The organism is Kitasatospora sp. NPDC032757, from assembly GCF_055579305.1.
Window position 1 is genome coordinate 24,866 of record NZ_JBVINN010000019.1, and the last position, 23,631, is coordinate 48,496.

Consider the following 23,631-nt stretch of genomic DNA (forward strand, 5'->3'; position numbering starts at 1 on the left):
GGTGTCACGTCCTACTCGTGCTACTCGTGGCGGAGGGCGTCGATCGGGCGCAGCGAGGCGGCCCGGTTGGCGGGGTAGCTGCCGAAGAACAGCCCGATGGCGACGGCGATGCCGAACGCGCCGATCACCGACTCGGGGATCACCACCGGCTTGATGCCGACGATGCTGAAGTGCGAGCCGGCGATCCCGGCCAGCACGCCGAGCCCGGCGCCGATCACCGAGAGCAGGGTGGACTCGGTGAGGAACTGTCCGAGGATCACCCCGCGCGGCGCGCCGAGCGCCTTGCGGATGCCGATCTCCCTGGTCCGCTCGGTGACGGTGACCAGCATGATGTTGGTGATGCCGATCCCGCCGACCAGCAGCGAGATCGCGGCCACCGCGCCGAGCAGCACCGTGAAGGTCTTGGTGGTGGACTCCCGGGCGGTGAGCAGCGAGGCCTGGTTGCCGATCCGGAAGTCCGCCTTGCTCGGGTCGGCGATCGCGTGGGTGCCGAGCAGCACCCGGGTGATCTCGGCCTGGGCGGCGGTGGTGCTGTCGGCGGAGGTGGCCTGAACCAGGATCTGGCTGACCGGGCCGAAGCCGGTGAAGGCGTTCTGCACGGTCGGCAGCGGCGCGATCACCACGTCGTCCGGGTCGGTGAAGCCGGTGCCGCCCTTGGCCTGGAGCACGCCGACCACGGTGAACGGCGTGCCGCCGACGGTGATCTGCTTGCCGACCGGGTCGGCGGCGGCGAACAGCTGCTTGGCGGTGGTGGCGCCGAGCACCGCGACCTTGCGGGAGCCGAGCACGTCGTCGGCGGTGAAGTACTCGCCGTGGCCGATCTTCTGGTTGGCGGTCTCGAAGTACGCGGGGTAGGTGCCGACGATCGAGCCGGGGCTGTACGAGATGTCCCCGTACAGCGCGGTGCCGCTGGTGGTGACCACCGGCGCGACGGACTTGATCGCGGTCGACTCCGTGTCGCTCGCCAGGGCCTTGGCGTCGGCGACCGTGAGCTTCTTCGCGGTGGACGCGGTGCGCGAGCCGCCGAAGGACGAACCGGCGCTGACCGTCAGCGAGTTGGTGCCGAGCGAGGTGATCGACTCCTTGACCGCCACCGAGGAGCCGTTGCCGACGGCGAGCAGCAGGATCACCGAGGCGACGCCGATCAGCACGCCGAGCATGGTGAGGACGGAGCGCACCTTGTTGGCGGCCAGGCCGCCGACGGCGAAGCGGAGCATCTGCCAGAGGATCACGCGAGCACCCCCTGGAGTCCTGCGGCCGGCCGCAGCGCGGGCGGCGGACCGTCCACCGGGGCCTGCCGGACGTCACTGATGATCGCGCCGTCGACCAGCCGGATCACCCGCTTGGCGTGCAGCGCGACCTCGTCCTCGTGGGTGATCAGGACGACCGTGCGGCCGGTCGCGTTGAGGCCGTCGATGATGGCCAGCACCTCGTCGGTGGAGCGGCTGTCCAGGTTGCCGGTGGGCTCGTCGGCGAGCAGCATCGCCGGGGCGGTGACCAGCGCCCGGGCCACCGCGACGCGCTGCTGCTGGCCGCCGGAGAGCTCGTTGGGCTTGTGCCCGGAGCGTTCGGCGAGGCCGACCAGCGACAGCGCGGCCAGCGCCCGGCGACGCCGCTCGGCGGCCCGCACACCCGCGTAGGCGAGCGGCAGTTCGACCTGGGCGAGCGCGGTGGTGCGGGGGACGAGGTTGAAGGACTGGAAGATGAAGCCGATCTTGCGGTTGCGGACCAGCGAGAGCTGCTGCTCGTCCAGGTGGCCGACGTCGATGCCGTCCAGCAGGTAGCGGCCGGCGGTGGGCACGTCCAGGCAGCCGAGGATGTTCATCAGGGTGGACTTGCCGGAGCCCGAACTGCCCATCACCGCGACGAAGTCGCCCTGTTCGATGTCCAGGCTGACGCCCTGCGGCTCGCCGGTGGCCGGGTCGGAGGGGCCGCGCAGCGCGTGCACGGTGGCGTCGCCGTGGCCGTAGGCCTTGGTGAGCCGGCGGATCTGGATGACCGGTGGCGGTTCGGAGGGCACCCGCTTGTCGATGACGTGACGCATCATCCGCGGTTACCGCCTCGGCCCGCGCCGCCGCCGGTGCTGCCGCCGACCCCGGCCACGCCCGCGCCGGCGCCGCCGCGGCCGCCCTGGCCGCCGTTCGCGCCCGGGAAGGAGCCGTTCGGGAAGCCGTTGCTGCCGCTGGTGGTGGCGAGTTCGACCTTGTCGCCCTCCTGCAGCCCCGAGACCACCTGCACGGTGGTGTCGCCCTCGACGCCCACACCGACGGTGACCCGCTCGGTGGCCCCGTCCGGGTGGACGACGGTCGCCGTCCGCTCCGCGCCGGTGCCGGCCAGGGCCGCGGTGGGCAGCGAGAGCGCGTTGTCGGCCTCGCCGGTGACCACCGAGACGGTCGCGCTGAGGCCCGTCCGCAGCTTGCTGGTGTCCCCGGTGATCTGCAGCGTCGCCGCGTACTGCACGGCGGTCGCGCCGCCGGTGCCGCCGCTGCTCGTGGGCAGCGAACTGACCGAGAGGACGGTGGCGTTGAGCTTGGTGTCGGACTGCGCGTTCAGGGTGACGGTGGCCGCCTCGCCCTTCTTCAGCTTGAGCGAGTCCAGCTCGGAGAAGTTGGCGCTGACCTGCATCCCGGTCGGGTTGGTCAGCACGATGAAACCGCTCGGGGTGGCGGAGGTCGCCGCCGTCCCGCCGGACTTGCCCGTGGAGGAGCCGCTCGCGGTGCCCCCGCCGAGGGTGTCGCCCACCTTGCCCGTGATCGACGCGACCGTGCCGTCCACCGAGGCGGTGAGCGTCGTCCCGGCCAGCGCCGCCCGGGCGTTGGCGAGGTTGGTCTGCGCGGTGGCGACCTGCTGCTGCGCCTGGGCGACCGCCGCCTCGTCCACCTTGGTGGTGGTGATCGTGGTGGTCTGCGGAGCGGGCGTACTGCTCACGCCCGCTCCGCGCTCCCCACCAGCCGCGGCGCCGCCGTTGCCGGCGTTGCCGCTGCCGCCGCTGCCGCCACCGCTGGACGGCTGCGCGGTGCCCGGGATCTGCTGGGTGGTCGTGGTGGTGACCCCGGCCTGGGCCTTGGTGAGGTTGGCGTTCGCCGTGGTCAGCGCCGCCTGGGCCGCGTCCACCTGCTGCTGGGCGGCCGTCGTGTCGACGGTGGCCAGCACCTGGCCCTTCTTGACGGCGTCGCCGACCGCGACCTTGACGGCGGTCAGCCTGCCGCCGGTGGTGAAGTCCTGGGCCGCGTCGGTGGGCGAGGTCAGGGTGCCTGTTCCGGACACGGTGGCCAGGACCGTGCCCTTGGCCACGGTCGCCGTCCGGACCTGCGCCTTTCCGGCCGGCGTGCTGGTACCGCTGTCCAGGGTGGTGTACGCCAGGGCCGCGGCGCCCACCAGGGCCACGCCGAGCGCGGAGTTGACGAGGACGGCACCACGCCGTCGCGGGAACACCTTCATGCCGCACAGCTTCGCGGGGCGCTCTTGCGGAGCCCTGGGCGCGAGCTGGAAGAACGCTGACCGTCCGAATCCGGGCATTGCGGGGCAGGCCACCCTGCCCGGGCAGTCGCTTTGGCCACCGCCTGGCCGGCCGTTGACCGGACTCCCAGCAGACTCCCAGCCGTCCCCAGGCATCCGGGAGGGCGCGCACCGCTCACCACTCGACAGATAGTCGTCGCGCAGATAATCTATGGATACATCATCCGCCGGAGGAGGCCCCCATGTGGGAGTACGAGCACACCATCGAAACCAGCGCCACCGCTTCGGCGATCTGGCGGCTCTGGGCCGACGTCGAGAACTGGGGCGCCTGGAACGCCGAGATCGAGAAGATCGAGATCAGCGGCCCGTTCGCGACGGACAGCCGGATCACGATGACGCCCCCCGGTGACGACCCTGTCCTGCTGCGCATCGCCGAGGCGGTCGAGAACGAACTCTTCGTCGACGAGGCCGTCTTCGGCGACCTGCTGCTGCGCACCACCCACCGGATCGACCGGATCGACGGCGACCGGATCCGCGTGGTGTACCGGATGGAGATCACCGGCGCCGGCGCCGACGAGGCCGGCCCCCGGATCGGCCCGGCCATCACCGCCGACTGGCCCGACACCATGGCCTCGCTGGCCGAACTGGCGCTGCGCTGATGCCCCTCAGCCCCGGCGAGAGCCCCGGGTTCCTGCTCTGGCACGCCACGCTCCGCTGGCAGCGCGAGATCGCCGCGGCCCTGGCCCCGCTCGGCCTCACCCACGTGCAGTTCGTGCTGCTCGCCTGCACCTGGTGGCTCAACACCCAGGGCGAGCACCCCAACCAACTGGCCGTCGCCCGCCAGGCCGGCACCGACGTCAAGATGACCTCCCAGGTCCTGCGCACCCTGGAAGGCAAGGGCCTCATCGAGCGCGAGGTCGACCCGGCCGACACCCGCGCCAAGCGCCTGCGCGTCACCGACACCGGCGCCGAGCTGGCCCCCCGCGCGATCGCCGCCGTCGAGCTCGCGGACGCGCACTTCTTCCAGCCGGTCCCCGTCGACGAGGCGGTGTCCCTGCTCGGCCGCCTGGCCCATCCCCAGGCCTGAGACACCCCGCAGGCCACCGGCCCCGGAGTGGAAAGTCAGCCCCTCCGACTTCCCACCCCGGGGCCGGCCGCGCTCCACGAGCCCGAGGCGGCGTGGCGGTGCCCCAGGAGGGGCTCCAGCGTAGCGTTCACCCTCAATTCATTGCAACGAACAGGTGGTCGCCGTTGCATTAGTTGCAGGCCTATTGCAACGATATTCGTGCCATGACCTGCATTGATGCTGATTGTGCGCAACAAGCTTGTTGCCTGATACTCGAACGCAACGTAGCTTTTGCGAAGTCAGAAACAACGAGTGCAGGAGAGACACCATGCAGAAGTTCGCCACCGCCGCCCCGATCGCCGCCGTCCTGGACATCCCCGCCGGACGCATCCGCCTCATCGCCGCCGACCGGGCCGACACCAACGTCGAGATCCTCCCCGCCAACCCCGCCAAGAGCCGCGACGTGAAGGCGGCCGAGCAGATGACCGTCGACTACCGCGACGGCGTCCTGCGGATCGAGGCCCCCGCGGCCAAGAACCGGATCCTCGGCAACTCCGGAGCCGTCGAGGTCACCATCCAGCTGCCCGCCGGCTCCCGCGTCGAGGCGAAGACCGCCACCGCCGAACTCCGCGGCGTCGGCCGCCTCGGCGACGTCACCTACGCCAGCGCCCAGGGCACGGTCAAGCTCGACGAGACCGCCAACGCCACCCTCACCCTCCAGGACGGCGACATCACGGTCGGCCGCCTCGCCGGCCCCGCCCGCATCACCACCCAGCGAGGCGACATCGACATCACCGAAGCCATCCACGGCACCGTCGAACTGGGCACCCAGGCCGGTGACATCACCGTCGGCGCCGCCCGCGGCGTCTCCGCCTCCCTGGACGCCGGCACCGCCCACGGCCGCATCCACAACGCGCTCAAGAACACCGACGGCACCCCCGGCCTCACCATCCACGCGACCACCTCCTACGGCGACATCACCGCCCGCAGCATCTGACGGCCGGCCCGAAAAGGCCGACGACACCGTCGAGTTGCATGGCCGCACCTCCTACCGCGACATCACCATCGACCGCTACTGATCCATCTCCGCCCCTGGAAGAAGGCACATCATGACCAGCAAGCAGTCCGCCTGGACCGGCATGGTGGCGATCGATGACACCGCACTGGCCGTCACCGACACCGGCGGGACCGGCCGTCCCGTGGTCTACCTCAACGGCTCCTACGCCGACCAGTCGCACTGGCGGCGCGTCATCACCGACCTCGGCGGCGACTACCGGCACATCACCTACGACGAGCGCGCCCGCGGCAAGTCGAAGCGCGCCACGGACTACTCGTTCGAAGCGTGCCTGCGCGACCTCGACGCCGTCCTCGGCGCCAGGGGCGTGGACCGGCCGATCCTGGTGGGCTGGTCCTACGGCGCCATGCTCGCCATGCACTGGGCCGCCCGGAACCCGGACCGCGCCCTGGGGGCGGTGTCCGTGGACGGCGCCCTGCCGCACGAGTGGCTCGACGACGCCGCCCGGGAGCAGATCCGCAAGCTGTTCCGCCGGATGAGCCCGCTGTTCCCGATCGCCCGCCCGCTCGGCCTGGCCGCGCGGATGAGCGCCGCGCAACACGCCGAGATCAACATCGAGGCCAACGAGCTCTGCGCGCCCGCCGCCCTCGACCCGGTCTTCGACCGTCTGACCGTACCCACCCGGTACGTGCTCGCCACCGGCGGCAACCTGGGCGGCGACCCGAAGCTGATGGAACAGATCCGCGCCAACCTCGACCCGGTGCTCGCCCGCCACCCGAACATCCGGGTCAGCGCGAAGGTCGCGAGCAACCACTCCAAGATCCTGCGCAACGACTTCCGAGCCGTCGCCGACGCGGTGCGCGAAATCGCCGTCACCCCCGCCCACCAGGTCGCCTGAGCCGCGAGGCGCCGTCCCTGCCGGTGCTCAGGTCGCCCCCCAGCGCGGCGACGGCCATCACCAGACTCGGCACAGGTGGCCGCAGGGATCTGCCAACGACCGGTGCTCTCGCCACGCTCCGCCATCGCCGGCACGGTCAACCCGGCTCTTGACCCTCACGCAACGGAAGACCTTACGGTCCCGAGTCATGAAGATCGTTGTTCACGACACGGCGTCCGCCATGACCGACCTCCTGCAACGCCCGGTGGAGGAACGTCCCGACGCCCTACGGGAGATCTACAGCCCGCTCCGGAGCGTGATGTCCAAGGTGATGGGCGATGTGGATCTCGTTCAGATGCACCAGCAGCTGGGCAGTGGTTTCCGGATCGACCGTGAGGACGCACGGTACCTGCCGGCCGTGCGTCAGATGCAGGACGCCGGGGTGTGGAACCGGATCGAGAACTCCCTCGCCGCCGCGTGGGAGCGGATCAGCCGCGCGGTGCCCGGCGTGAAACACGCCGAGACCGTGCACGTCGTGGTGGTGCTCGGCAACCCCGACGATCACCACCTGACGGTCCGCAGTGCCGGCTTCTTCGGCTCGGGCGGATTCCCGGGCGCGATCCAGCTGACGATCTGGCCCACCGACACCAGCCTGAAGAAGATCGGCCCCGCCGCCGCACACGAGCTCCATCACAACGTGCGCTACGCGAACGTGGTCTGGAACCCGGCGACCGTCACGGTCGGCGAGCAGGTGGTCGCCGAGGGGCTGGCGGAGGCGTTCGTACGGGAGCTGGCCGGCGAGGAGGCCATGGGCCCGTGGACGAAGGGGCTGACCGGCACCGAGCTCGACAGCGCCTACGAAAAGGTCACGGCCGGGATCGACGTGGCCGGGATGCAGAACCTGCCCGCGTACGTCTTCGGCGACGCCACCGCACAGCTCATGGGGCATCAACCCGTGGGGTTGCCGGACTTCGCCGGGTACTCGACTGGACTGCGGATCGTGGACGCACACCTGGCGGCCTCCGGTCTGACCGCCGCCCAGAGCGTCGCCCTGCCGGCGCGCGAGATCCTCGTCAACGCGGGCGTGCCGACCGGCGTGTAACCGCCCCGTGGCAAACCCGATCGGCCTCCGGGCCGGACACTGCACAACCCCGGCCCGGAGCGGCGCCTGGGAGTCGACGACGCCACCGGGTGCGGCGACCCGGAATATCGCGTGCGCATCCTGCGGACCAGTCGGGACTTCTGCGATGACGAGGACGGCCGGGCCTGGCACGAGGCCGAGGCTGACATGCGGGCCTACCTGGATGCTCTGGCCGCAGCGCTCACGACACGCTGCGGCGCTCCCGTCCTTGTCGACCTGTGGTCCATTATCTGACTGCCGGCTTGGATGTTCCGCTGTCCGCGGCGTCGTCAACATCGTCAGCTGACGTGCGCCGGGCGTCCGCTGAGCTTGATCTTTAGTCCAACACGGGAAAGTTGCCGGGTCGGCGTAGACACGCCTTCCAGCTCTCCCTAGCGTCAGGACCTGACGGCCCGTTCGGGCCAGTGCGAAGGGGGCGATCACAATGACCGACAGCCCGACTCTGACGCGGCTGACCGGTACGTACAACGGTCCGAACTGCGATGACGACGACTGCCCGAACGTCTACGCCACCGACCGCGATACGTTCGTGGTCCAGGGCGACCACTTCGCGGCACTCACGGTTCCGAAGGGCGAGTCCGCGGTGGAGATCCCTCGGCACGTTCTGGAGGAGGCTGTCCGTGCTCTTGGATGGTGACCAGTGGCGCCGACACTTCGACGGGTACCGGCGCGACGCGTTCCGGCTTGAGGCCCAGCCCGCGTACACAATGCCGCGCGAGACCGAGAATCTCGCGAGGTTCCTGCGTGGCGAGCCGAAGCCTGAGAGCCACAATGCGGCCTGGCATCAGCGGGTTCAGGGGTTCGTGTCGTCCGGCAGGACGATCGGCCGCGTCCGGGTGGTGCGCCAACCGCTGACGGACTACCAGCGATATCAGTTCGCCTGGGGGATCCCGGGCAACATTGCGGCTGGTGAGGACATCCGGATTCTGGATGCCACCGAAGAGGACTACGGCATCCCTGACCAGGACTGGTGGATGTTCGACGAGAAGTCGGTCGTGCATCTCAACTTCCGCCCGGACGGCACGCAGATCAACCGCGAGTTGATTGACGAACGGGCGGTCGAGTGCCAGGAGTTGAAGAGGCTGGCAATCGCGCGTTCGGTGCCCTTCTCCGACTACGTGAAAGACCACGGGTGACGCTCGATCCCGATCAGCTCGGCCGATCGAAGCAGGATCTGGCCGGGAGCCTGAGGAAGCTGCGGCTGCAAGCCGGTCTCACCGGAGACCGACTTGCAGTGCGTTGTGGCATAAGTCAGAGCAAGATCAGCAAGATCGAGACCGGTAGAACCACGCCTAGCCTGGTCGATGTGGAACGCATTCTGCGAGCGCTAAATGCTCCGAAGGATCTGGTCCAGGAGATAACCTCACTTGCAAGAATGGCGAACACCGAGTGGCAGGACAAGCGGTCCTCGTGGCGTCGCGGAATCGAGAAGCGACAGGCCGAGCTGTCGGCCCTGGAGGCCGGCGCCACCGAGATGCGTTACTTCCTCCCCGCGATGATCACCGGTCTGCTTGCCACGCCGGAGTACATGCACGCCAGCCTCGGGCACTCGACGGGCGACAGGTCAGCGGTCGTCAACCGAAAGCTCGGAAGGCAGCCTGTGCTCTACAACGACTCCAAGTCCTTCACCTTCATCCTGACCGAGCAGGCGGCCAGGTGGGCTCTGCTGCCGCCCCTCGCCATGGCCCTGCAGATCGATCGGCTCGCCTCGGTGGCCCAACTGCCGTCCGTCCGGATCGGTGTGCTGCCGCTGGGCAGATCGCTGACGCGTGGCCCGATGAACACGTTCACGGTCTATGACGATCGACTGGCAACGGTGGAGACCTTCACCGGCCGAATGGTCTTCCGCGACCCCAGAGATGTTGCTCGGCACCTCGACATCTTCGCAATGTTCGAGGAGCGTGCAATATTCGGCGAGGAAGCGAGAAGCCTGCTGGCCGCATGGTCGGCCGCATATCGGGCGTGAACTGCCGCCGGTGGGATCTTTATTCGAGGTCGGGAATTCCGTTGATGGATCGACCTTGGCTACTTAAGTTGATATCTGCACAGAGAGGCCGGTAGGCGTCGAAGTTCTGCGCCGACGGACACAAGGAGGCAGACCGATGAAGCAATCGCTCGTACCCCCGTGGGGCACGACCAGGATGCAGCCGTTCGCGGAGGCCGTCGCGATTCCGGCGTTCACGCCGGTGATCGATCCCGGGACCCAGGTTGCCGTGATCGTGGACGACGACGGCCGCGTGGTCGAGTTGGGGAGCCACGGCACCAGTACGAGCGGCCTGACGCCCACCATGACGAGCCCCGGCGACGGGTCGGGGCCGGGCGGGGCGACCGATGCGGATTCCACGGAGTCGTACGACCAGGACCAGAGTTCCGGCTGATGGCCGACCGATGCGGGTCGGTGTTGGTGATGACCAACTCCCGTGATGTCACCGCGGATGTGGTGCTGCGCGTCCTGGCCGAGCGTGGCGTTCCAGTGGTCCGGCTCGATCCCGGTGCAGACCTCCACGCCGGTGCCTCGCTGACCGCCATGTACGGCATGGGCGGTCAGCGAGGCAGCCTACGCACCCGGAGTCGGGAGCTGGATCTCACGCGGGTCCGGTCCGTTTGGGTGCGCCGGGCCTCTCCGTACGGGGGTCCCGCCCAACTGGAGGAGCAGGACCGGCGGTTCGCGGCCGCCCAGGCACTGTGGGGTGCCGGAGGGATCCTTGCCTCGCTTCCGGGGGCGCACTACGTCAACCATCCGTGGGCCAACCGGGGGGCCGAGTACAAACCGGCACAGCTCGCGGTCGCGCGGCGGCACGGGTTCCCGGTGCCGGACACGCTGATCACCAACGAGCTGAGTGCTGCACAGGAGTTCGTGGCGGGCCAGGCCGGCGGGGTGGTCTACAAGCCGTTGTGGAACACCGCGTACGAGGTGGACGGTCTACCGCGCCAGGTGTGGGTACGGGAGGTGCGCGGGAACGAGCTGACCGCCGGGGTGGAGGTCTGCCCGCACCTGTTCCAGGCCAAGGTGGACAAGGCCTTCGACGTGCGGGTGACGGCAGTCGGTGACCGGCTCTTCGCCATCCGAATCGACAGCCCCGATCTCGACTGGCGTCACCGGCAGGGCCTCATGGAGTGTGCACCGGTTGTGGTGCCCGGGGAGGTGTCGCGCGCTGTCGCGGGCTACCTCGGTGAACTCCGGCTCGTGTACGGCGCGTTCGACTTCGCCGTGACCGGAGCCGGTGAGTGGTACTTCCTTGAGTGCAACCCCAACGGGCAATGGGCATGGCAGCTGCCCGAGACCACCGACGCGATCGCCCAGGCCATCGCTGACCAGTTGCAGAGAGGCCCCGACACATGAGCCCATCCGCAGAACTCCGTGCCGCCCTGGTCGACGGGCTGGCCGAGGACGGCACGCTGACCGATCCAACGTGGCGCAGAGCGGCGGAAGCCGTACCACGTGAGGTGTTCGTCGATTCGTACTTCGAGCCGGTGCCGGAGAGTTCGCCGACCGTCTACCGCCCGGTGCGGCGGAGCGAACCCGGCTGGCTGGAGGGGGTCTACGACGACCGGACGCTGATCACGCAGCTCGACGGCGCGATCCGTCCGGGGGATGTGGACGGGGAGCCGGTCGGCGGCTCCCCGTCCTCCTCGTCCACCCTGCCGTCGCTGGTGCTAGGGATGTGGCAGCAGCTCGGTGCCGCAGACGGGCACCGGGTGCTGGAGGTCGGCACCGGGACGGGGTACTCGACGGCCCTTGGCGCGCACCGGCTCGGCGATGCCAATCTGACGAGCATCGAGTACGACCCGATGGTGGCCGCGGCCGCAGCGGTGGCGCTCAAGGAGGCGGGCTACGCGCCTCGACTGATCACCGGGGACGGCCTGCGCGGGGATCCACACGGTGGCGGGTACGACCGGCTGATTGCCACCTGTTCGGTCCGGTACATCCCGATGCCGTGGCTGCACCAGGTGAAGCCGGGCGGCCGGATCCTGGTCACGCTGTCCGGTTGGAGCTACGCGTCCGGGCTCGCGCTGCTGGCGGTCACCGGGCCGGGGAGCGCGACCGGCCGGTTCCTGCCCGGTTACACCAGCTTCATGATCGCCCGCTCGCACGACCGCCCGCCCCGCCCGGCCCTCGCCCTGCTGCCCGGCCAGGAACGGCCGAGCCGGATCGATCCCGCGATCATCGGCACGTGGACGGGCAGTTGGGTCGCCCAGCTGGCCGCACCCTCGGCGGAACGGATGGGGGCGGGCGGAGCGCAGGTTCTCGTGGACGTGGCCACGGGTTCGCATGCCCGGACGATGCCCGACCCGGGCGGCGGCTGGACCGTGAGCCAGCGCGGGCCTCTGCGGCTCTGGGACCAGGTCGAGCGGGCGGTCGAGGAGTGGCAGGAGGCCGGCGCGCCGCATCAGGAAGGGTTCGGGATCACTGTGTCGGGAGCGGGCCAGCGCGTCTGGATCGGCACGGAGAACGGCCCGGGCTGGGACCTACCGATCTGAGCAGGATGAACCAAAGGAGTCGGCCCCTCGCTCGGGTGAGCGAGGGGCCGATGGGTTCAGGGAGTGGGCTGGGCGTGGCGGTCGAAGTCGCCCGCCTTGATGCCCCGGAGGAACGTGGCGAACCTGGCTGCGGAGGCGCGGAGGACGACGTCGCCGTCATCGGATTCGCGGAGTTCGACCAGGCTACCCAGCCTGCGGACTTCAACGCACGCATTGCTTGAGCCGGAGTAGCTGGACTTCTGCCATGCTGGGCTACCCATTTTTGCTCTCTATCTCTTTCATGACAGTTCGGATGAAGTCTCGGGAATCTTCTTCCGAGAGGGCTACGGACTTCATTCGAGCCAGGATCTCCCGATAGCTCGTCAGTTGGGCCGGCGCATCAAAGAGCGGGCAGCCAAAGCTGAAGTCGATTTGCACGGTGTCCAGTTCAGGCACCGGGCCGTTGATGTAGGTAAAGTTCTCGCTGGGGCCGGGCAGCGACTCGATGTCGAACGGAACAACTCGAACTGAAATTCCTGGGCTCTCGGAATCCTGGATGAGGGCACTGAGCTGCTTGGCAAGGACTTCCGGCCCGCTGAACTGCATGCGAAGTGCGGCTTCATGGACAAACGCGGTGTAGGGCGTGGAGCCCGATCGAACAATGTGCTGCCGCTGGAGCCGGAAGGCCATCCTGAGCTCAATATCCGATCGCGGAAGCGGCGGGATCGCACGAGCAAACACCGAGGCTGCATATGCGGGCGTCTGAAGTAGCCCTGGAATGAAGGTAATGGTGTAGGTGGCGATCCTCTCGGCGTAACCCTCGATCTCCGCCACGTCGAGCAGGTCAGTGGTCAGGCTGGGGCGGTACTCATCCCACCAGCCCTTCCCTCGCTCCCCGATCATGTCGGCGAGTGCGTCGATCAGGGGCTGATTGGCGCACATGCAGGCCGCCGCGATCGCACGAAGGCGTTCCACGCTGACGCCGGTCTTCCCGTTCTCCATCTGCGTCACCTGGGCAGGGGTCACCCCGAGCGTGCGGGCGAGGTGGCTGCCTCCGAAGCCGGCTTGCTCTCTCATCCTTCGCAGTTCGGCGCCGATCCGGCGCTGACGAAGGGTTGGGTTGGGGCGAAGGGCCATGGCGTCCTCTCTGCTCTGCTGAGGTCAGTGTGCCGCGCTGGCTGCGAAGGGGTCCATCGAGGGACGGGCCGCCTCGCCGGGGGCCGGCATCCCACCGGAGAGGGAACCTTGCCGCATCGGGCTTAAATTTCTGGCGGCGTGCGTTATGGTCGTTCTGACATCGATCCGACGGATCGTCAGTAACGCCTGTTTCCAGGGCAGTAGGCGCCTGCTGCCCTCGCACCGCAGAGCAGCCACGCGTGGCATCAACCAGCTCCGCCCTGGCCTGGCTCACGGCGACGATTCCGCCGGTTCGCCGACACCCCACTCCACACGACCTCATCCGGAGGTTCCTCATGCGTGCCTTCAACCCGCCCGACTGGTCCGCCGCCCGCGAGGAGCTGCGCTCCGCCCTCACCTGCGCCTCCTGGCCGGACGACCTCATCCAGGATGCCGAACTCGCCCTCCATGAGCTGTACGTCAACGCCTGGCGCCATGGCGGCAGCCCCGCCCCCACCGTGGTCGTCGTCCTCAACCCCGACTGCACCCTGCGCGTCTCCGTCGCCGACGACAGCCCCACCCTCCCCGAACCCCGCACCTGCGCCGACCCCTACGAGCTGTCCGGCCGCGGCCTGCACCTCGTCCGCTCGCTCACCCACCGCTTCGGCACCGACCCGCGCAAGCACGGCGGCAAGGTGGTCTGGTTCGAGCTGGAGGCCGCCGCGTGACCGGCCCCCGCATCCCGCTCTCCCCCGACGACCCCCGCATGCACGACTACACCGACGCCCACGTCACCGCCCTCCTGCGCGAACTCCACGACCGCGGAGCCTGGTTCGGCATCCAGTGGGGCTCCGCCACCACCCACCACAGCACCGTCGACGGCCGCATCCTCGTCAACTTCGGCCACGCCCCGGTCGCAACCCTCCTCAACCTCCTCCACCTCCTCCGCGCCACCGAAAGGGACCAGCCGTGGGAGTCCTGATCCCGATGGCCACCCAGGCCGTCCACACCGAACGCACCACCCTCGCCTACCTCACCGTCGAGCGCGTCCCCGACGCGGCCCTCCAGCTCCGCGCCGCCGTCGACCTCGACATCCACGCCACCCCCGGCGAACACCTCGCCCTCCCCCTCACCCACGACCAGGCCCACGAACTCCTCCACGCCCTCGCCGCCCACCTCGGCCACCGCGTCATCGGCATCCACCGATGAGAACCGGCACCGCGAACTTCCTCGTCGCCACCGCCCTCCTCACCCTCCTCGCCCTCGCCCTCGCCACCGTCGCCCTCGGCGTCGTCACCGCCCTCAGAGTCAACGACGAGGACGACCGGCAATCCCCACCCCCCATCACCCGACACGGCCGCTGGGAACTGCGCCAACTACCCGACGGCACCCACGAATACGCCTGGATCGCCCGCCAGGCCGGCCACTACGGCCCCGAAATCCGCCAACCGTCCACCAGACCCGGCCGCCACCGCATACCCAACTGACCCACCGCAGCACGGCACCCGGGCCCTCGCCTCCCAGGCGAGGGCCCGCCGCACGAATCGGCGACCACGCCGCGTGACGGACGCCACACCCAGCGGTGGAAACCACGCGGCCCGTTCCCCCATCAGATCCCCTGACCGATCGGATCGTCAGGCCGCATCAGGGGGAGAAGATGGCGGATTGGGCCAGCAGCTGGAGGTTCCGGGTTCAACGTCCGGCCGCAGGACCTGAAGACGGCCGCGCCGGCCTTCGCGAAGCAGAGTCCGATAGCGATCTGCTGGTCCAAATCAGCCCTGGAGTGGTGGCACACGAATGAGCACTAAGCTCACTGATGCAATGACGGAACGCTTGGTCAACATCAAGTGGACCGACCTGGAAGGCCGCAACAAGCATGCCGCCTCCCGATCCCGGCTGATGATCGAGTACCTTCGACGAGCCTCCCTCTGGGCCGATGTGCTGGGCGGTCCGCCGAAGTGGCCATTCTTCGACATCGCTGGAGCCCTCGCCCCGGAAATCCGGGTGGACCCCGATGTGGCCGAGCGGCTTGAGGAGTTCCTTGAGGAACACGTCGGCGGTATCTCGACCGAGAACGTCTGCCGCGCGGCCGTGCGTTGGGCAACGCTGCGGGACACGCCGGAAGTGCGACTTCCGGACCTGCCAGATCCGTTCGAGCCCCTCGTCCTCCTGTACGAGCGAGGCGGAGAAGTCATCGCTGACGAGAGCTGGGCCTTCAACTTTGCCGGCCTGCGAGTACGGATCAAGCCTTGGCGTGAACACCTCTCCGCGGAGCCCGCGATCGCCCTCGGCCTGGACGCCCTGGACGCCCTGGACAACGAGGAAGGACGTAGAGCAGGCGAGTTCGACACCATGGGCGAGTTCTCTGCCTTCCTCTTCCTCGGTGCGGAGGAAATCTCGCTCCCACCCGACGAATGACGCCCCCTCCGAGTGGGCGGCCCAGACCAGGGGCCGCCCACTCGCGAATCGGGATGCCACCACGGGCGAATTCTGCAGCCACACCTTTGTCGAGTTCGAGACCGACGAGGAGATGTACGCATACCAGACGAAGGTCTACGCCTACCTCCTCCTCAACAGCGAGGAAGTTCCGTGGCCCGCCCGACTAGAGAATGACAACACCTTGATCTCGCAGGCCGGTCCCGGGAACGCGGGACCCGGCCCCCCTTCGGCAAACCGCCACGGGGTGAAGAACTAACCATCTCCGGAGAAGAATTGACACCCCCAACGAACGCGGCGCGCGCCACCGTGGACCGCCTCAAGGCAATCGAGTGGAGGGACTTCAAGCGAGCGGACGAGTGCGCCTTCTCTCGGGCCGCCCTCATCAAGGAGTATTTCCGCCGCGCCGCACTCTGGCTCAACGCCTACGGTGAGCCGGACTGGTGGCCGTTCTTCGACCTCGCCGCCGTTGTCAATCCCACATTTCGTGCTGCCCCGGAGCTGATCGCGGAGGTCGAGGACTTCATCGAGGAGAACGTGGACAACCACTACGTCCTCACCAGCTTCGTTGCCGCCGTCCACTGGGCCGCGCTGCTTGAATCTCCGGAGATCCGACTCATGCCGCTGGAGGATCCGTTCGAACCTCTCATCCGCTTCTACGAACTCGGCGGCATTGCGTTCCGGCTGGAGAATGGCTTCATAGACATGGGAGTGACGATGATCCCGCGTGGCAACTGGCGACAGCACCTGTCGCCGACCCCCGTCATCGAACTGGACGACGCGGCTCTGGCTGCGGTGGACGCGAAGGGCTGGGCCGACTTCCGGAGACGGATGGCACCCCGCCAGTGAATCAAGGACGGCCAGGACTGACCGGTCCACGCTGCAGTGGGCCTGGCGTGTGGCGGCGGACCACGCCCGGTACGGCATCGGTCCTGCCCTTCTCGCCCGGCCGGGATTGGGGGTCGTCGGCGTCCAACTACTTCACCGCGCCGCGTCGGAGCCAACCGCCCGGCCACCGCCCGCCGTCAGCCGTTGACCGGGCTCCCGGCGGGCTCCCAGCCGTCCACAACCTCCCCGAAGCCCTCGACACCGCCGAGACCGCGGCGTCATGGGCGGCGGCGGGATCAGCATCGGCCCCAGGCCGATCGCGGAGCCCCCCGCAGCGACCAAGGGCGCTCAATGTGACAGACGGCACGCCCCCGGATGGAAACCACGTCGGACCGTCGACCCATCAGATCCCCTGACCGATCGGATCGTCAGGGCCATATCAGGGGGAGAAGATGGCGGATGGGCCAGCAGCAGGAGGTCCCGGGTTCAACGTCCGGCCACAGGACCTGAAGACGGCCGCGCCGGCCTTCGCGAAACAGAGTCAGGACCTCAAGACCGCGCTCGACAAGCTGAAGCACAGCCTCGCCGACGCCGGCAGCCCCTGGGGCGACGACAAGCAGGGCAAGGAGTTCGCCCAGGCCTACCAGGGTCCGCACGACCACGTGCTCTCCGCGCTCGACGTCCTCGTGAAGGGCCTGGCCAGCATCCACGACGGCCTGGTCGCCCACGCGGACAACCACCTCGACGCCGACCGCCGTGTCCACAAGGACCTCTCCGCATGACCGCGCCGACAGGCGGCCGGCCGTCGCAGGGGGAGCCGGACCATGGGTGAATCCGCAGCCGCGAAGATCGTCCGCAAGACCACCGGCATGTGGTGGCCCGACGCGGACCCCGGCAAGCTCCGCAAGGCCGCCGCCGCATGGGACGCGATGGCCACCGCGATCGACAACGTCACCGCCCCCACCAGCCAGGCCGCGGCCGCCCTCATCGAGAACAACCACGGCCCCGCAATGGACGCCTTCGCCACCTTCTGGCACCGCTACTACGAGGGCGGCAAGGGCTGGCTCCCCGACAGCGCCAAGGCCTGCCGCAACCTCGCCGAAGCGCTGCGGAAGTTCGCCGACGAGGTCGACAAGGCCGTCAAGAAGTTGGAGGAGGAGGCCGCCATCGTCGGCGCCTCCCTGGTCGCCGGCACCGCCCTCGCCTTCTTCACCGCCGGACTCTCCGAAGCCGCCGCAGGCGTCGCCACCGCAGGCGTCATCGCCGCCGCCGAGGCCCTCGGCGTCGCCGTCTCCGAAACCATCGCCGCGATCGCCGGAACCGTCCTGACCGGCGTCGTCTTCGGCGCCGTCGAAGCCGTCACCGTCGACCTCGCCGTCGCCCAGCCCATCCGCGTCTCCTTCGGCGACGGCGGCTACAGCCTCACCGAAGCCCTCTCCGCCGCCGAGACCGGCGGCGTCATGGGCGGCGCCGGCAGCGGCCTCGGCGCCGGCGGCCGCGTAGTCGCCACCGCCGCCGAGAGCGCCGACAGCGCCTCCGTCGCCCTCGCCGCCGCCGGCAAACTCGCCGCCGCCGCCGACACCATCCCCGGCCGCATGGTCACCGGCGCCGCCCTCACCGCCGGCGCCGGCGAGGTGTTCCAGACCGGCCCCGTCATGCCCCTCGACCTCGTCCTCGGCGCCGTCGGCGGCGCGGCGGCGCCCGGTCGCGCGAAGACGCCGCACACCGACACCGAGGGCTGGGCCGGCGCGGGATGGGTCGCCGAGCCCTCGGAGTTCGCCGGCAAGGCGTACGAGCAGATCCGCGCGACCGACAACAAGGTCGACCTGCCGAAGATCGCCAAGACCACGGGCGTCGACGAGACCGTGCTCCGCCAGATCAAGGCCCATCTCTTCCGATCGCAGCACGAGGTCGCAACCGGCCCACTCACCACGAAGAAGGGGCTCTTCACCCCCCGCGACGACATCGCCCAGAACTGGCTGGACGCCCAGGCGGGCACGATTAAGCCCAAAAAGCTCGAGCAGTTCAAGGCACTGCTGGCCCACGAGTACATCGAAAGCGAGTTGATGAAGGCCGGTCTGCCCTACGTGTCGAAACATCCGGATGTCTGGGACGAGACGGGTTGGAAGCAGTTCCCGAGGGATTTGGACAACGCCGGCGCCCACGACCTGGCTCCACACTCCGACGAGGGCCACTTCAGACACTGGCCGAAGCTCGGATTGGAGCCACCTTCCACCCTTGCTGGCGATCTTTCGAACATTGATAGCGTGGTTTCCGAGATCAAGCAGGAGCTGCGCAAGAACGGAGTGAAGCTCAAGTGACAGAGGATCCGTCGCGCGTCGTGCTGGACCGTCTGCAGGCCGCCCCTTGGGGTGACTGGGACCTCGCGTACAGCCACGCCCGGTCCCGGGCGCATCTGATGAGCGAGTACCTGCGCCGGTCCGCCTGCTGGGCGAACGCCTTCGGCGCCGAGAAGCTTTGGCCATTCTTCGACATCGGCCAACACATCGACCCGACCGTCCGCGCCGCTCCCGACGTCATGGCCGAACTCGACGAGTTCGTCGACAACACCATTGGCAGGCGCACGCTTGAGGAGACCTGCCGCGGCGCTGTGCACTGGCCCGCCTTCTGCCGCGAGACGACCGCCGACCTTCCCGATCTGCCCGACCCCTACGAACCGCTGCTGCTCATGTTCGAGCGGGGAGGCGGCTTCTACGTCGAGGAAATGATCGAGCTGGACGGCATCGCCATCCCCCTGCGCCGACTGTCCCACTACCTCTCCTCCGCCCCCGCCGTCACGCTCGACCACACCACCCTCGACGCCCTCGATGCCGTCGACACAGCCCGCTGAACGGCCTCAGGACACCCGCAGGCCTGGCCGGTCGACTGCTCGACGTCGAATGGTCCCCCGAGGATTGGGACACTCGCCTGCGCATCTCGCTGATGCGGGAGTTCCTGCGGCGCTCGGCGCTCTGGGCGCAACAGCTCGGTTCGGACGCATGGCCGTTCTTCGACGTGGCCGCCCTGATCGATCCGTCCGTACGCGCGGATTCCGATGTGGTCGAGCGCATCTCACGGAGCTGCGTCCAGCAGCAGTCGGCCGTTCAGCGGAGCTGTGAATGGGCGCTGCATTTCGCCGCTCTCGAAGAGGCCGGCGGAGTCCCGTTCCAGCGCCCGAACCCCTTCGAACCGCTCGTCTCCCTCTTCGAAAACGGCGGCGGCTTCGCCCTCGACGGGACGGGGATGATCAACATCGACGCGGACGCGAGCATGAGCAAGGGCAAGCTGGACGACTGGCTCCGACCGGCTGACACTCCGACGCGGGGCCGAGATCTGCAGACCCGAGAATTCGCAAAGCGCTCCGGAAGAAGACCTGACACCCATCAAGTCCGCCGACCGCAAAGTGGCGCAGATCCTGGAGGAGTACTTTGAGCGAGCATTCCGAGAGCTACGAGGTCACCGCGCATCCGACGCTCGACGCCGACGGCGTCACCATCTGGCAGAAGTACGGCGGAAGGGCCCCGGAGGGGTACTTCTACGACGGGTGGCACAAGATCGCGCCCGGGGACCCCCGCTACGACGAGCTGCTCGCGCAGGCACGGCGGAATCCGCAGCAGAACGCGTATGACGACGACGAGGACGAGGAAGAGGCCACGGTTCACCCCGAGACCCTGGCCATCCTCCAGGAGATGCAGCGGAAGACACGGGAGCGGAACTCCGGCCACGCCCCCGGCGGCCGCCACCGGAAACCCAGCTGAGCACGCACTCGAAGGCCCTCGTCCGCTCCTGGGCGAGGGCCTCGCCGCACGGAAAAAAATTCCCGGTGCCGTACGGCAGTGCGGGCCTATCCTGCCTGCCGTGACCGACTGGAGCAGGATCGAAGCCGACGACTGTGCCGTACCCGCCGACCGCCCCCTGGAGGAGCTGGTCCGCGAACTCTCCGCCGCCTTGGCGGATCCCGATCCGTCGGTCCGGGACGGAGCGCCCTACGCCGTCCTCTCGACCTGGATCGAGCGCGGGGTGATCGACGCACCCCGCCGGCTGGCGCTGGGGGACGAGATGGCCGCCCGGTTCCAGGACCGGGAGATCCAGGCCCGCACGTTCGCCCCCCTCGTGCTCGACATGCTGGTGGAGAAGGGGGACTTCAACTCGGCCTGGGTCGACGCGTTCGAGCGTTGGTACCCGGCGGAGCAGGACCTGCGCGGCCATGACGAGAAGCTCGGCTGGCTCCATGCCGTCGCGCACGGCGCGGACCTGCTGGACCGGTTGGGCCGCCACCCCGAGGTGGATCCGGTGCGGATGCTGCACCTCGCCGCCGCCCGGCTGACGGCGCCCACCGATCACGTGCTCGACCAGCTGGAGGACGACCGGCTGGCCCGGGCGATCGCCCGGGTGCTCACCCGGACCGACCTGAGCGAGCACGACGTGACCACGTGGCTGGACCCGATCGCCGCCCGCTTCGGCTCCGACCGCATCATCACCCCGGTCCCCGCGCACGTCACCAACTGCCTGCGCACGCTGCGCCTGCTCTACGTCCTCGCGGACCGGGGCGTCCGGCCGCCGGGCGCCGACGCGGCGCCGGAGGCCCTCCACCACGCGGCGGCGGTCAAGGAACGCGTCGCCGCCGTCCTCGACCGGATCGTCAAGCGGTAGGCGCGGAGTTCGGGAGGCCCAGGGCGGCGGTCGGCGCCGCAGCGGCGCTGGCCGCCAGCAGTCGCAGCCCCGCCTCCGACGACGAACCGGGCGCCGCGCTGAAGAGCAGCATCCGGTGGCCGGACGCCTCCGGCAGGGGCAGCGCCTCGAAGTCCAACTCCAGCTCCCCCACCACCGGGTGCCGGAACTCCTTCGTCCCGAACAAGCAGTCGTGCACCGGGTGGCGTGACCAGAGCGCCGCGAACTCCGCGCTCTTCATCGACAACTCTCCGATGACCTCGGCCAGTTGACGATCATCCTGGTAACGCCCTGCGGCCAGCCGCAGGAACGCCACCTGAGCCCGCGCCTCGGTCTCCCAGTGCGGGTACAACTCCCGGGTGCGCGGGTCGAGGAAGAGCAGCCGGCTCAGGTTCGGCCGGTCCGCCGGCCGGCCGGGGGCCGCCAGGTCGACGTGCCCGGCCAGCAGGGCGTGGCCGAGCGGGTTCCAGGCCAGCACCTCGTTGCGGCGGCCGACCACCACCGCCGGAACGTCGACCATCGCCGCGATCAGCTGCCGGACGGCCGGCCTCGCCCGCTCGAACCGCTCGGCAGCCGCCCGCCCCTTCGCCGAACGGCCCGGGCGGGCCAGGTTGCGCAGGTGGGCGTGCTCGTCGGCGTCGAGCCGCAGGGCCCGGGCGATGGCGTCCAGCACCTCGTCGGAGACGTTGCGGCTCTGCCCCTGCTCCAGCCGCGTGTAGTAGGTGATGCTGACGCCCGCCAGCTGGGCCAGCTCCTCACGCCGCAGGCCGGGCACCCGCCGCCTCGTCCCGTACGTGGTCAGGCCGACGTCCTCTGGTTGCAACCGGGCGCGGCGGGTGCGCAGGAACTCGCCCAGCTCGGTCGGTGTCTCGGGTGCGGTGGCTGCGGTCATGGACTCCAGTCAACACCGCCGGGCGCCACGGAGCCTGTCACTGTCAGTGCCACCCTTCGCGGGGGTCTGGGTACCCCGGGCGCCGCCGCGCAGGCTGATGCCGCACCCCGAGACCTCGTCGAGTCGAAAGGCAGCGGACCGATGACCGCCACCCTGTCCGAAGCACCCGAAGCCCCCGAAGCACCCGAAGCCCCCGGAACACCCGAAGCAACCGGAACACCCGGAACACCATCAGTCCCCAGGACCACCACCGGCATGACCGGCCGGCAGCGGCTCGTCCTGGTCGTGCTGCTGGCAGCCCAGTTCATGCTGGCCGTGGACTTCTCGATCCTGAACGTCGCCCTGCCGGTGATCGGCCAGGGCCTCGGCTTCGGGCTCGGCAGCCTGCAGTGGATCGCCACCTCGTTCGCCCTCGCCGCGGCCGGCTTCACCCTGCTCTTCGGGCGGGTGGCCGACCTCCTCGGACGGCGCCGGGTCTTCCTGCTCGGCCTGGCCGTGCTCGGCGTCTCGTCCCTGGTCGGCGGCCTGGCCACCAGCCCCGGAATGCTGCTGGCCGCCCGGGTCGCCCAGGGCCTGGCCACCGCCGCCGTCACCCCGGCCGGGCTGGCGCTGCTCACCACGGCCTTCCCCGAGGGGCCGCTGCGCGCCCGGGCGCTGGGCCTGAACGGCGCGCTGATGTCGGCCGGCTTCACGTCGGGCGCGGTGCTCGGCGGGCTGCTCACCGACCTGCTCAGCTGGCGCTGGGCCTTCTTCGTCAACGTGCCGGTCGCCCTGGCCATGCTGCTGGTCGCGCCCCGGCTGATCGCCGAGAGCCGGCCGGAGGGGCGGAGCCGGATGGACCTTCCGGGCGCGGTCACCGTCACCGGCGGCCTGCTCGCCCTGATCTACGGGCTGACGACGGCCGGCGAGCACGGCTGGGGCGACCCGCTGGCACTCGGGGTGCTTGCTCTGGCCGCGGTGCTGCTGACGGCGTTCTGGTTCGTCGAGCGGTCCGCCGCGGCCCCGCTGGTGCCGGTCCGGGTGCTGCGGCGGCGCACGGTGGTCTGGGGCAACGCGGCCGGGCTGCTGGCCTTCGCCACCGAGACCTCGCTGGTCTTCCTGCTGACCCTCTACCTGCAGCGGGTGCTCGGCTTCTCCCCGCTGGCCACCGGCCTGGCCTTCGGCGTGCTGGGCGCGGGCACCGTGCTCGGCGGGGTGGCGGCGCCGCGGCTGATCGGCCGGCTCGGCAGCCGGGGCGCGCTGATCGCGGGCTTCCTCGTCCAGGCGGTGGCGACCGCCTCGCTGGTCCTGCTCGGCGCGGACCGGGCCTGGCTGGGCCTGCTGCTGGCGGCGACCTTCGTCGGCGGGGTGGGCAACATGCTGGCGATCGTCGGCTTCATGGTGACGGCCACCTCGGGCCTGCCGGACGAGGAGCAGGGGCTGGCCACCGGCGTCGCCACGATGACCCAGCAGGTCGGCATCACCCTGGGCACCCCGGTGATGAGCGCGGTCGCGACCGCGGCCGCCGCGGGCACCTCCGTGCTCACCGGCGTCGGCTGGGCGATCGCCGTGAACGCTGCCCTGGTGCTGCTGGCCGCCGCCGCCTCGGCGCTCTTCCTGCGGCGCGGGTGAGGCCGCCCGCAGAACGACGGAGTGGGAAGTCGGACCGACCGACTTCCCACTCCGTCGT

30 protein-coding genes are annotated in these 23,631 nt (G+C 69.7%); 24 read left to right on the top strand and 6 right to left on the bottom strand.

Annotated elements, in window-relative coordinates; all coding sequences use genetic code 11:
* Window positions 1-20: 20 nt before the first annotated feature.
* The 3 genes from ACZ5WK_RS21535 to ACZ5WK_RS21545 are packed head-to-tail and all read right to left on the bottom strand — an operon-like array spanning window position 21 to window position 3,441.
* Window positions 21-1,232 carry an ABC transporter permease gene (locus ACZ5WK_RS21535; protein WP_465549017.1) on the bottom strand — a complete coding sequence of 404 codons (1,212 nt, stop codon included), beginning with the start codon at window positions 1,230-1,232 and terminating at the stop codon, window positions 21-23.
* Window positions 1,229-2,047, bottom strand: coding sequence for an ABC transporter ATP-binding protein (locus ACZ5WK_RS21540; RefSeq protein ID WP_465549019.1), 819 nt, complete (start codon window positions 2,045-2,047; stop codon window positions 1,229-1,231). Before ACZ5WK_RS21540 ends, ACZ5WK_RS21535 begins: the two co-directional genes overlap by 4 nt.
* Window positions 2,044-3,441 carry an efflux RND transporter periplasmic adaptor subunit gene (locus ACZ5WK_RS21545; RefSeq protein WP_465549021.1) on the bottom strand — a complete coding sequence of 466 codons (1,398 nt, stop codon included), beginning with the start codon at window positions 3,439-3,441 and terminating at the stop codon, window positions 2,044-2,046. Before ACZ5WK_RS21545 ends, ACZ5WK_RS21540 begins: the two co-directional genes overlap by 4 nt.
* A gap of 260 nt (window positions 3,442-3,701) precedes the next feature.
* Between ACZ5WK_RS21545 and ACZ5WK_RS21550 the strand changes: the two genes are divergently transcribed.
* The 11 genes from ACZ5WK_RS21550 (at window position 3,702) to tgmC (ending at window position 12,040) form a co-directional block, all read left to right on the top strand.
* Window positions 3,702-4,118 carry an SRPBCC family protein gene (locus ACZ5WK_RS21550; RefSeq protein ID WP_465549023.1) on the top strand — a complete coding sequence of 139 codons (417 nt, stop codon included), beginning with the start codon at window positions 3,702-3,704 and terminating at the stop codon, window positions 4,116-4,118.
* On the top strand, window positions 4,118-4,546 hold the full coding sequence (locus ACZ5WK_RS21555; protein ID WP_465549025.1) for a MarR family winged helix-turn-helix transcriptional regulator: 429 nt from the start codon (window positions 4,118-4,120) through the stop codon (window positions 4,544-4,546). The genes ACZ5WK_RS21550 and ACZ5WK_RS21555 overlap by 1 nt, the downstream gene beginning before the upstream one ends.
* Window positions 4,547-4,853: 307 nt before the next feature.
* A complete protein-coding gene (locus ACZ5WK_RS21560) occupies window positions 4,854-5,522 on the top strand; it encodes a DUF4097 family beta strand repeat-containing protein (RefSeq protein WP_465549027.1) in 669 nt (222 codons plus the stop codon).
* Window positions 5,523-5,634: 112 nt separating this feature from the next.
* Window positions 5,635-6,438 (top strand): alpha/beta fold hydrolase, encoded by an 804-nt coding sequence (locus ACZ5WK_RS21565; RefSeq protein WP_465549029.1) that lies wholly within the window; start codon window positions 5,635-5,637, stop codon window positions 6,436-6,438.
* Window positions 6,439-6,625: 187 nt separating this feature from the next.
* Window positions 6,626-7,519 (top strand): DUF2268 domain-containing putative Zn-dependent protease, encoded by an 894-nt coding sequence (locus ACZ5WK_RS21570; protein WP_465549031.1) that lies wholly within the window; start codon window positions 6,626-6,628, stop codon window positions 7,517-7,519.
* 463 nt (window positions 7,520-7,982) lie between these two features.
* The gene (locus ACZ5WK_RS21575) at window positions 7,983-8,195 is read left to right on the top strand and encodes a hypothetical protein (RefSeq protein WP_465549033.1); all 213 of its coding nucleotides are present in this window, start codon (window positions 7,983-7,985) and stop codon (window positions 8,193-8,195) included.
* Window positions 8,179-8,694 carry a DUF6879 family protein gene (locus ACZ5WK_RS21580; protein ID WP_465549035.1) on the top strand — a complete coding sequence of 172 codons (516 nt, stop codon included), beginning with the start codon at window positions 8,179-8,181 and terminating at the stop codon, window positions 8,692-8,694. Before ACZ5WK_RS21575 ends, ACZ5WK_RS21580 begins: the two co-directional genes overlap by 17 nt.
* The gene (locus ACZ5WK_RS21585; protein WP_465549037.1) at window positions 8,691-9,524 is read left to right on the top strand and encodes a helix-turn-helix domain-containing protein; all 834 of its coding nucleotides are present in this window, start codon (window positions 8,691-8,693) and stop codon (window positions 9,522-9,524) included. The genes ACZ5WK_RS21580 and ACZ5WK_RS21585 overlap by 4 nt, the downstream gene beginning before the upstream one ends.
* Before the next feature lie 136 nt (window positions 9,525-9,660).
* Window positions 9,661-9,936: a putative ATP-grasp-modified RiPP gene (tgmA, locus tag ACZ5WK_RS21590; RefSeq protein WP_405360684.1), complete on the top strand. Its 276-nt coding sequence runs from the start codon at window positions 9,661-9,663 to the stop codon at window positions 9,934-9,936.
* A gap of 29 nt (window positions 9,937-9,965) precedes the next feature.
* Window positions 9,966-10,901, top strand: a complete 936-nt coding sequence (gene tgmB / locus ACZ5WK_RS21595) for an ATP-grasp ribosomal peptide maturase (RefSeq protein ID WP_405365623.1) — start codon at window positions 9,966-9,968, stop codon at window positions 10,899-10,901.
* Window positions 10,898-12,040 carry an ATP-grasp peptide maturase system methyltransferase gene (gene tgmC, locus ACZ5WK_RS21600; protein ID WP_465549040.1) on the top strand — a complete coding sequence of 381 codons (1,143 nt, stop codon included), beginning with the start codon at window positions 10,898-10,900 and terminating at the stop codon, window positions 12,038-12,040. Before tgmB ends, tgmC begins: the two co-directional genes overlap by 4 nt.
* 56 nt (window positions 12,041-12,096) lie before the next feature.
* Here tgmC and ACZ5WK_RS21605 read toward each other — a convergent pair whose 3' ends face one another.
* Entirely contained in the window at window positions 12,097-12,300 is a 204-nt protein-coding gene (locus ACZ5WK_RS21605) for a DUF397 domain-containing protein (protein ID WP_465549042.1), read from the bottom strand.
* Window positions 12,293-13,156 carry a helix-turn-helix domain-containing protein gene (locus ACZ5WK_RS21610; RefSeq protein WP_465549044.1) on the bottom strand — a complete coding sequence of 288 codons (864 nt, stop codon included), beginning with the start codon at window positions 13,154-13,156 and terminating at the stop codon, window positions 12,293-12,295. The genes ACZ5WK_RS21605 and ACZ5WK_RS21610 overlap by 8 nt, the downstream gene beginning before the upstream one ends.
* 335 nt (window positions 13,157-13,491) lie before the next feature.
* On the opposite strand from ACZ5WK_RS21610, the gene ACZ5WK_RS21615 reads away from it, so the two are divergent.
* From ACZ5WK_RS21615 to ACZ5WK_RS21670, 12 genes are all read left to right on the top strand, one after another.
* Window positions 13,492-13,863 carry an ATP-binding protein gene (locus tag ACZ5WK_RS21615; protein ID WP_465549046.1) on the top strand — a complete coding sequence of 124 codons (372 nt, stop codon included), beginning with the start codon at window positions 13,492-13,494 and terminating at the stop codon, window positions 13,861-13,863.
* Window positions 13,860-14,117 carry a hypothetical protein gene (locus ACZ5WK_RS21620; protein WP_405360668.1) on the top strand — a complete coding sequence of 86 codons (258 nt, stop codon included), beginning with the start codon at window positions 13,860-13,862 and terminating at the stop codon, window positions 14,115-14,117. The genes ACZ5WK_RS21615 and ACZ5WK_RS21620 overlap by 4 nt, the downstream gene beginning before the upstream one ends.
* Entirely contained in the window at window positions 14,105-14,344 is a 240-nt protein-coding gene (locus ACZ5WK_RS21625) for a hypothetical protein (RefSeq protein ID WP_465549048.1), read from the top strand. Before ACZ5WK_RS21620 ends, ACZ5WK_RS21625 begins: the two co-directional genes overlap by 13 nt.
* Complete coding sequence (locus ACZ5WK_RS21630; RefSeq protein ID WP_465549215.1) at window positions 14,341-14,622, top strand: hypothetical protein; 282 nt, start codon at window positions 14,341-14,343, stop codon at window positions 14,620-14,622. Before ACZ5WK_RS21625 ends, ACZ5WK_RS21630 begins: the two co-directional genes overlap by 4 nt.
* 310 nt (window positions 14,623-14,932) lie before the next feature.
* Complete coding sequence (locus ACZ5WK_RS21635) at window positions 14,933-15,553, top strand: hypothetical protein (protein ID WP_465549050.1); 621 nt, start codon at window positions 14,933-14,935, stop codon at window positions 15,551-15,553.
* 327 nt (window positions 15,554-15,880) lie between these two features.
* Window positions 15,881-16,420, top strand: coding sequence for a hypothetical protein (locus ACZ5WK_RS21640; RefSeq protein ID WP_465549052.1), 540 nt, complete (start codon window positions 15,881-15,883; stop codon window positions 16,418-16,420).
* Window positions 16,421-16,851: 431 nt separating this feature from the next.
* Window positions 16,852-17,181, top strand: coding sequence for a WXG100 family type VII secretion target (locus ACZ5WK_RS21645; protein WP_396322901.1), 330 nt, complete (start codon window positions 16,852-16,854; stop codon window positions 17,179-17,181).
* Window positions 17,182-17,223: 42 nt separating this feature from the next.
* A complete protein-coding gene (locus tag ACZ5WK_RS21650) occupies window positions 17,224-18,720 on the top strand; it encodes a WXG100-like domain-containing protein (RefSeq protein ID WP_405365626.1) in 1,497 nt (498 codons plus the stop codon).
* Window positions 18,717-19,250 (top strand): hypothetical protein, encoded by a 534-nt coding sequence (locus ACZ5WK_RS21655; RefSeq protein WP_465549054.1) that lies wholly within the window; start codon window positions 18,717-18,719, stop codon window positions 19,248-19,250. Before ACZ5WK_RS21650 ends, ACZ5WK_RS21655 begins: the two co-directional genes overlap by 4 nt.
* A gap of 92 nt (window positions 19,251-19,342) precedes the next feature.
* Window positions 19,343-19,831, top strand: a complete 489-nt coding sequence (locus ACZ5WK_RS21660) for a hypothetical protein (RefSeq protein WP_465549056.1) — start codon at window positions 19,343-19,345, stop codon at window positions 19,829-19,831.
* Complete coding sequence (locus ACZ5WK_RS21665) at window positions 19,828-20,157, top strand: hypothetical protein (RefSeq protein WP_465549058.1); 330 nt, start codon at window positions 19,828-19,830, stop codon at window positions 20,155-20,157. The genes ACZ5WK_RS21660 and ACZ5WK_RS21665 overlap by 4 nt, the downstream gene beginning before the upstream one ends.
* Window positions 20,158-20,257: 100 nt before the next feature.
* The gene (locus tag ACZ5WK_RS21670) at window positions 20,258-21,052 is read left to right on the top strand and encodes a DUF2785 domain-containing protein (RefSeq protein ID WP_465549060.1); all 795 of its coding nucleotides are present in this window, start codon (window positions 20,258-20,260) and stop codon (window positions 21,050-21,052) included.
* On the opposite strand, the gene ACZ5WK_RS21675 is transcribed toward ACZ5WK_RS21670, so the two are convergent.
* The gene (locus ACZ5WK_RS21675) at window positions 21,042-21,962 is read right to left on the bottom strand and encodes a helix-turn-helix domain-containing protein (protein ID WP_465549062.1); all 921 of its coding nucleotides are present in this window, start codon (window positions 21,960-21,962) and stop codon (window positions 21,042-21,044) included. The genes ACZ5WK_RS21670 and ACZ5WK_RS21675 overlap by 11 nt on opposite strands.
* A 255-nt stretch (window positions 21,963-22,217) precedes the next feature.
* On the opposite strand from ACZ5WK_RS21675, the gene ACZ5WK_RS21680 reads away from it, so the two are divergent.
* The gene (locus tag ACZ5WK_RS21680; protein ID WP_465549064.1) at window positions 22,218-23,573 is read left to right on the top strand and encodes an MFS transporter; all 1,356 of its coding nucleotides are present in this window, start codon (window positions 22,218-22,220) and stop codon (window positions 23,571-23,573) included.
* Window positions 23,574-23,631: the final 58 nt, after the last annotated feature.

What these genes read in the sequence shown, in the direction of transcription:
- ACZ5WK_RS21675 (WP_465549062.1), bottom strand. Translation starts at nt 21,962, where the DNA reads ATGACCGCAGCCACCGCACCCGAGACACCGACCGAGCTGGGCGAGTTC.
- ACZ5WK_RS21545 (WP_465549021.1), bottom strand. Translation starts at nt 3,441, where the DNA reads ATGAAGGTGTTCCCGCGACGGCGTGGTGCCGTCCTCGTCAACTCCGCG.
- ACZ5WK_RS21560 (WP_465549027.1), top strand. Translation starts at nt 4,854, where the DNA reads ATGCAGAAGTTCGCCACCGCCGCCCCGATCGCCGCCGTCCTGGACATC.
- ACZ5WK_RS21615 (WP_465549046.1), top strand. Translation starts at nt 13,492, where the DNA reads ATGCGTGCCTTCAACCCGCCCGACTGGTCCGCCGCCCGCGAGGAGCTG.
- ACZ5WK_RS21630 (WP_465549215.1), top strand. Translation starts at nt 14,341, where the DNA reads ATGAGAACCGGCACCGCGAACTTCCTCGTCGCCACCGCCCTCCTCACC.
- ACZ5WK_RS21605 (WP_465549042.1), bottom strand. Translation starts at nt 12,300, where the DNA reads ATGGGTAGCCCAGCATGGCAGAAGTCCAGCTACTCCGGCTCAAGCAAT.
- tgmA (WP_405360684.1), top strand. Translation starts at nt 9,661, where the DNA reads ATGAAGCAATCGCTCGTACCCCCGTGGGGCACGACCAGGATGCAGCCG.
- ACZ5WK_RS21565 (WP_465549029.1), top strand. Translation starts at nt 5,635, where the DNA reads ATGACCAGCAAGCAGTCCGCCTGGACCGGCATGGTGGCGATCGATGAC.
- ACZ5WK_RS21570 (WP_465549031.1), top strand. Translation starts at nt 6,626, where the DNA reads ATGAAGATCGTTGTTCACGACACGGCGTCCGCCATGACCGACCTCCTG.
- ACZ5WK_RS21575 (WP_465549033.1), top strand. Translation starts at nt 7,983, where the DNA reads ATGACCGACAGCCCGACTCTGACGCGGCTGACCGGTACGTACAACGGT.
- ACZ5WK_RS21660 (WP_465549056.1), top strand. Translation starts at nt 19,343, where the DNA reads ATGCGGGAGTTCCTGCGGCGCTCGGCGCTCTGGGCGCAACAGCTCGGT.
- ACZ5WK_RS21540 (WP_465549019.1), bottom strand. Translation starts at nt 2,047, where the DNA reads ATGATGCGTCACGTCATCGACAAGCGGGTGCCCTCCGAACCGCCACCG.
- ACZ5WK_RS21610 (WP_465549044.1), bottom strand. Translation starts at nt 13,156, where the DNA reads ATGGCCCTTCGCCCCAACCCAACCCTTCGTCAGCGCCGGATCGGCGCC.
- ACZ5WK_RS21555 (WP_465549025.1), top strand. Translation starts at nt 4,118, where the DNA reads ATGCCCCTCAGCCCCGGCGAGAGCCCCGGGTTCCTGCTCTGGCACGCC.
- ACZ5WK_RS21645 (WP_396322901.1), top strand. Translation starts at nt 16,852, where the DNA reads ATGGCGGATGGGCCAGCAGCAGGAGGTCCCGGGTTCAACGTCCGGCCA.
- ACZ5WK_RS21680 (WP_465549064.1), top strand. Translation starts at nt 22,218, where the DNA reads ATGACCGGCCGGCAGCGGCTCGTCCTGGTCGTGCTGCTGGCAGCCCAG.
- ACZ5WK_RS21635 (WP_465549050.1), top strand. Translation starts at nt 14,933, where the DNA reads ATGAGCACTAAGCTCACTGATGCAATGACGGAACGCTTGGTCAACATC.
- ACZ5WK_RS21650 (WP_405365626.1), top strand. Translation starts at nt 17,224, where the DNA reads ATGGGTGAATCCGCAGCCGCGAAGATCGTCCGCAAGACCACCGGCATG.
- tgmC (WP_465549040.1), top strand. Translation starts at nt 10,898, where the DNA reads ATGAGCCCATCCGCAGAACTCCGTGCCGCCCTGGTCGACGGGCTGGCC.
- ACZ5WK_RS21550 (WP_465549023.1), top strand. Translation starts at nt 3,702, where the DNA reads ATGTGGGAGTACGAGCACACCATCGAAACCAGCGCCACCGCTTCGGCG.
- tgmB (WP_405365623.1), top strand. Translation starts at nt 9,966, where the DNA reads ATGACCAACTCCCGTGATGTCACCGCGGATGTGGTGCTGCGCGTCCTG.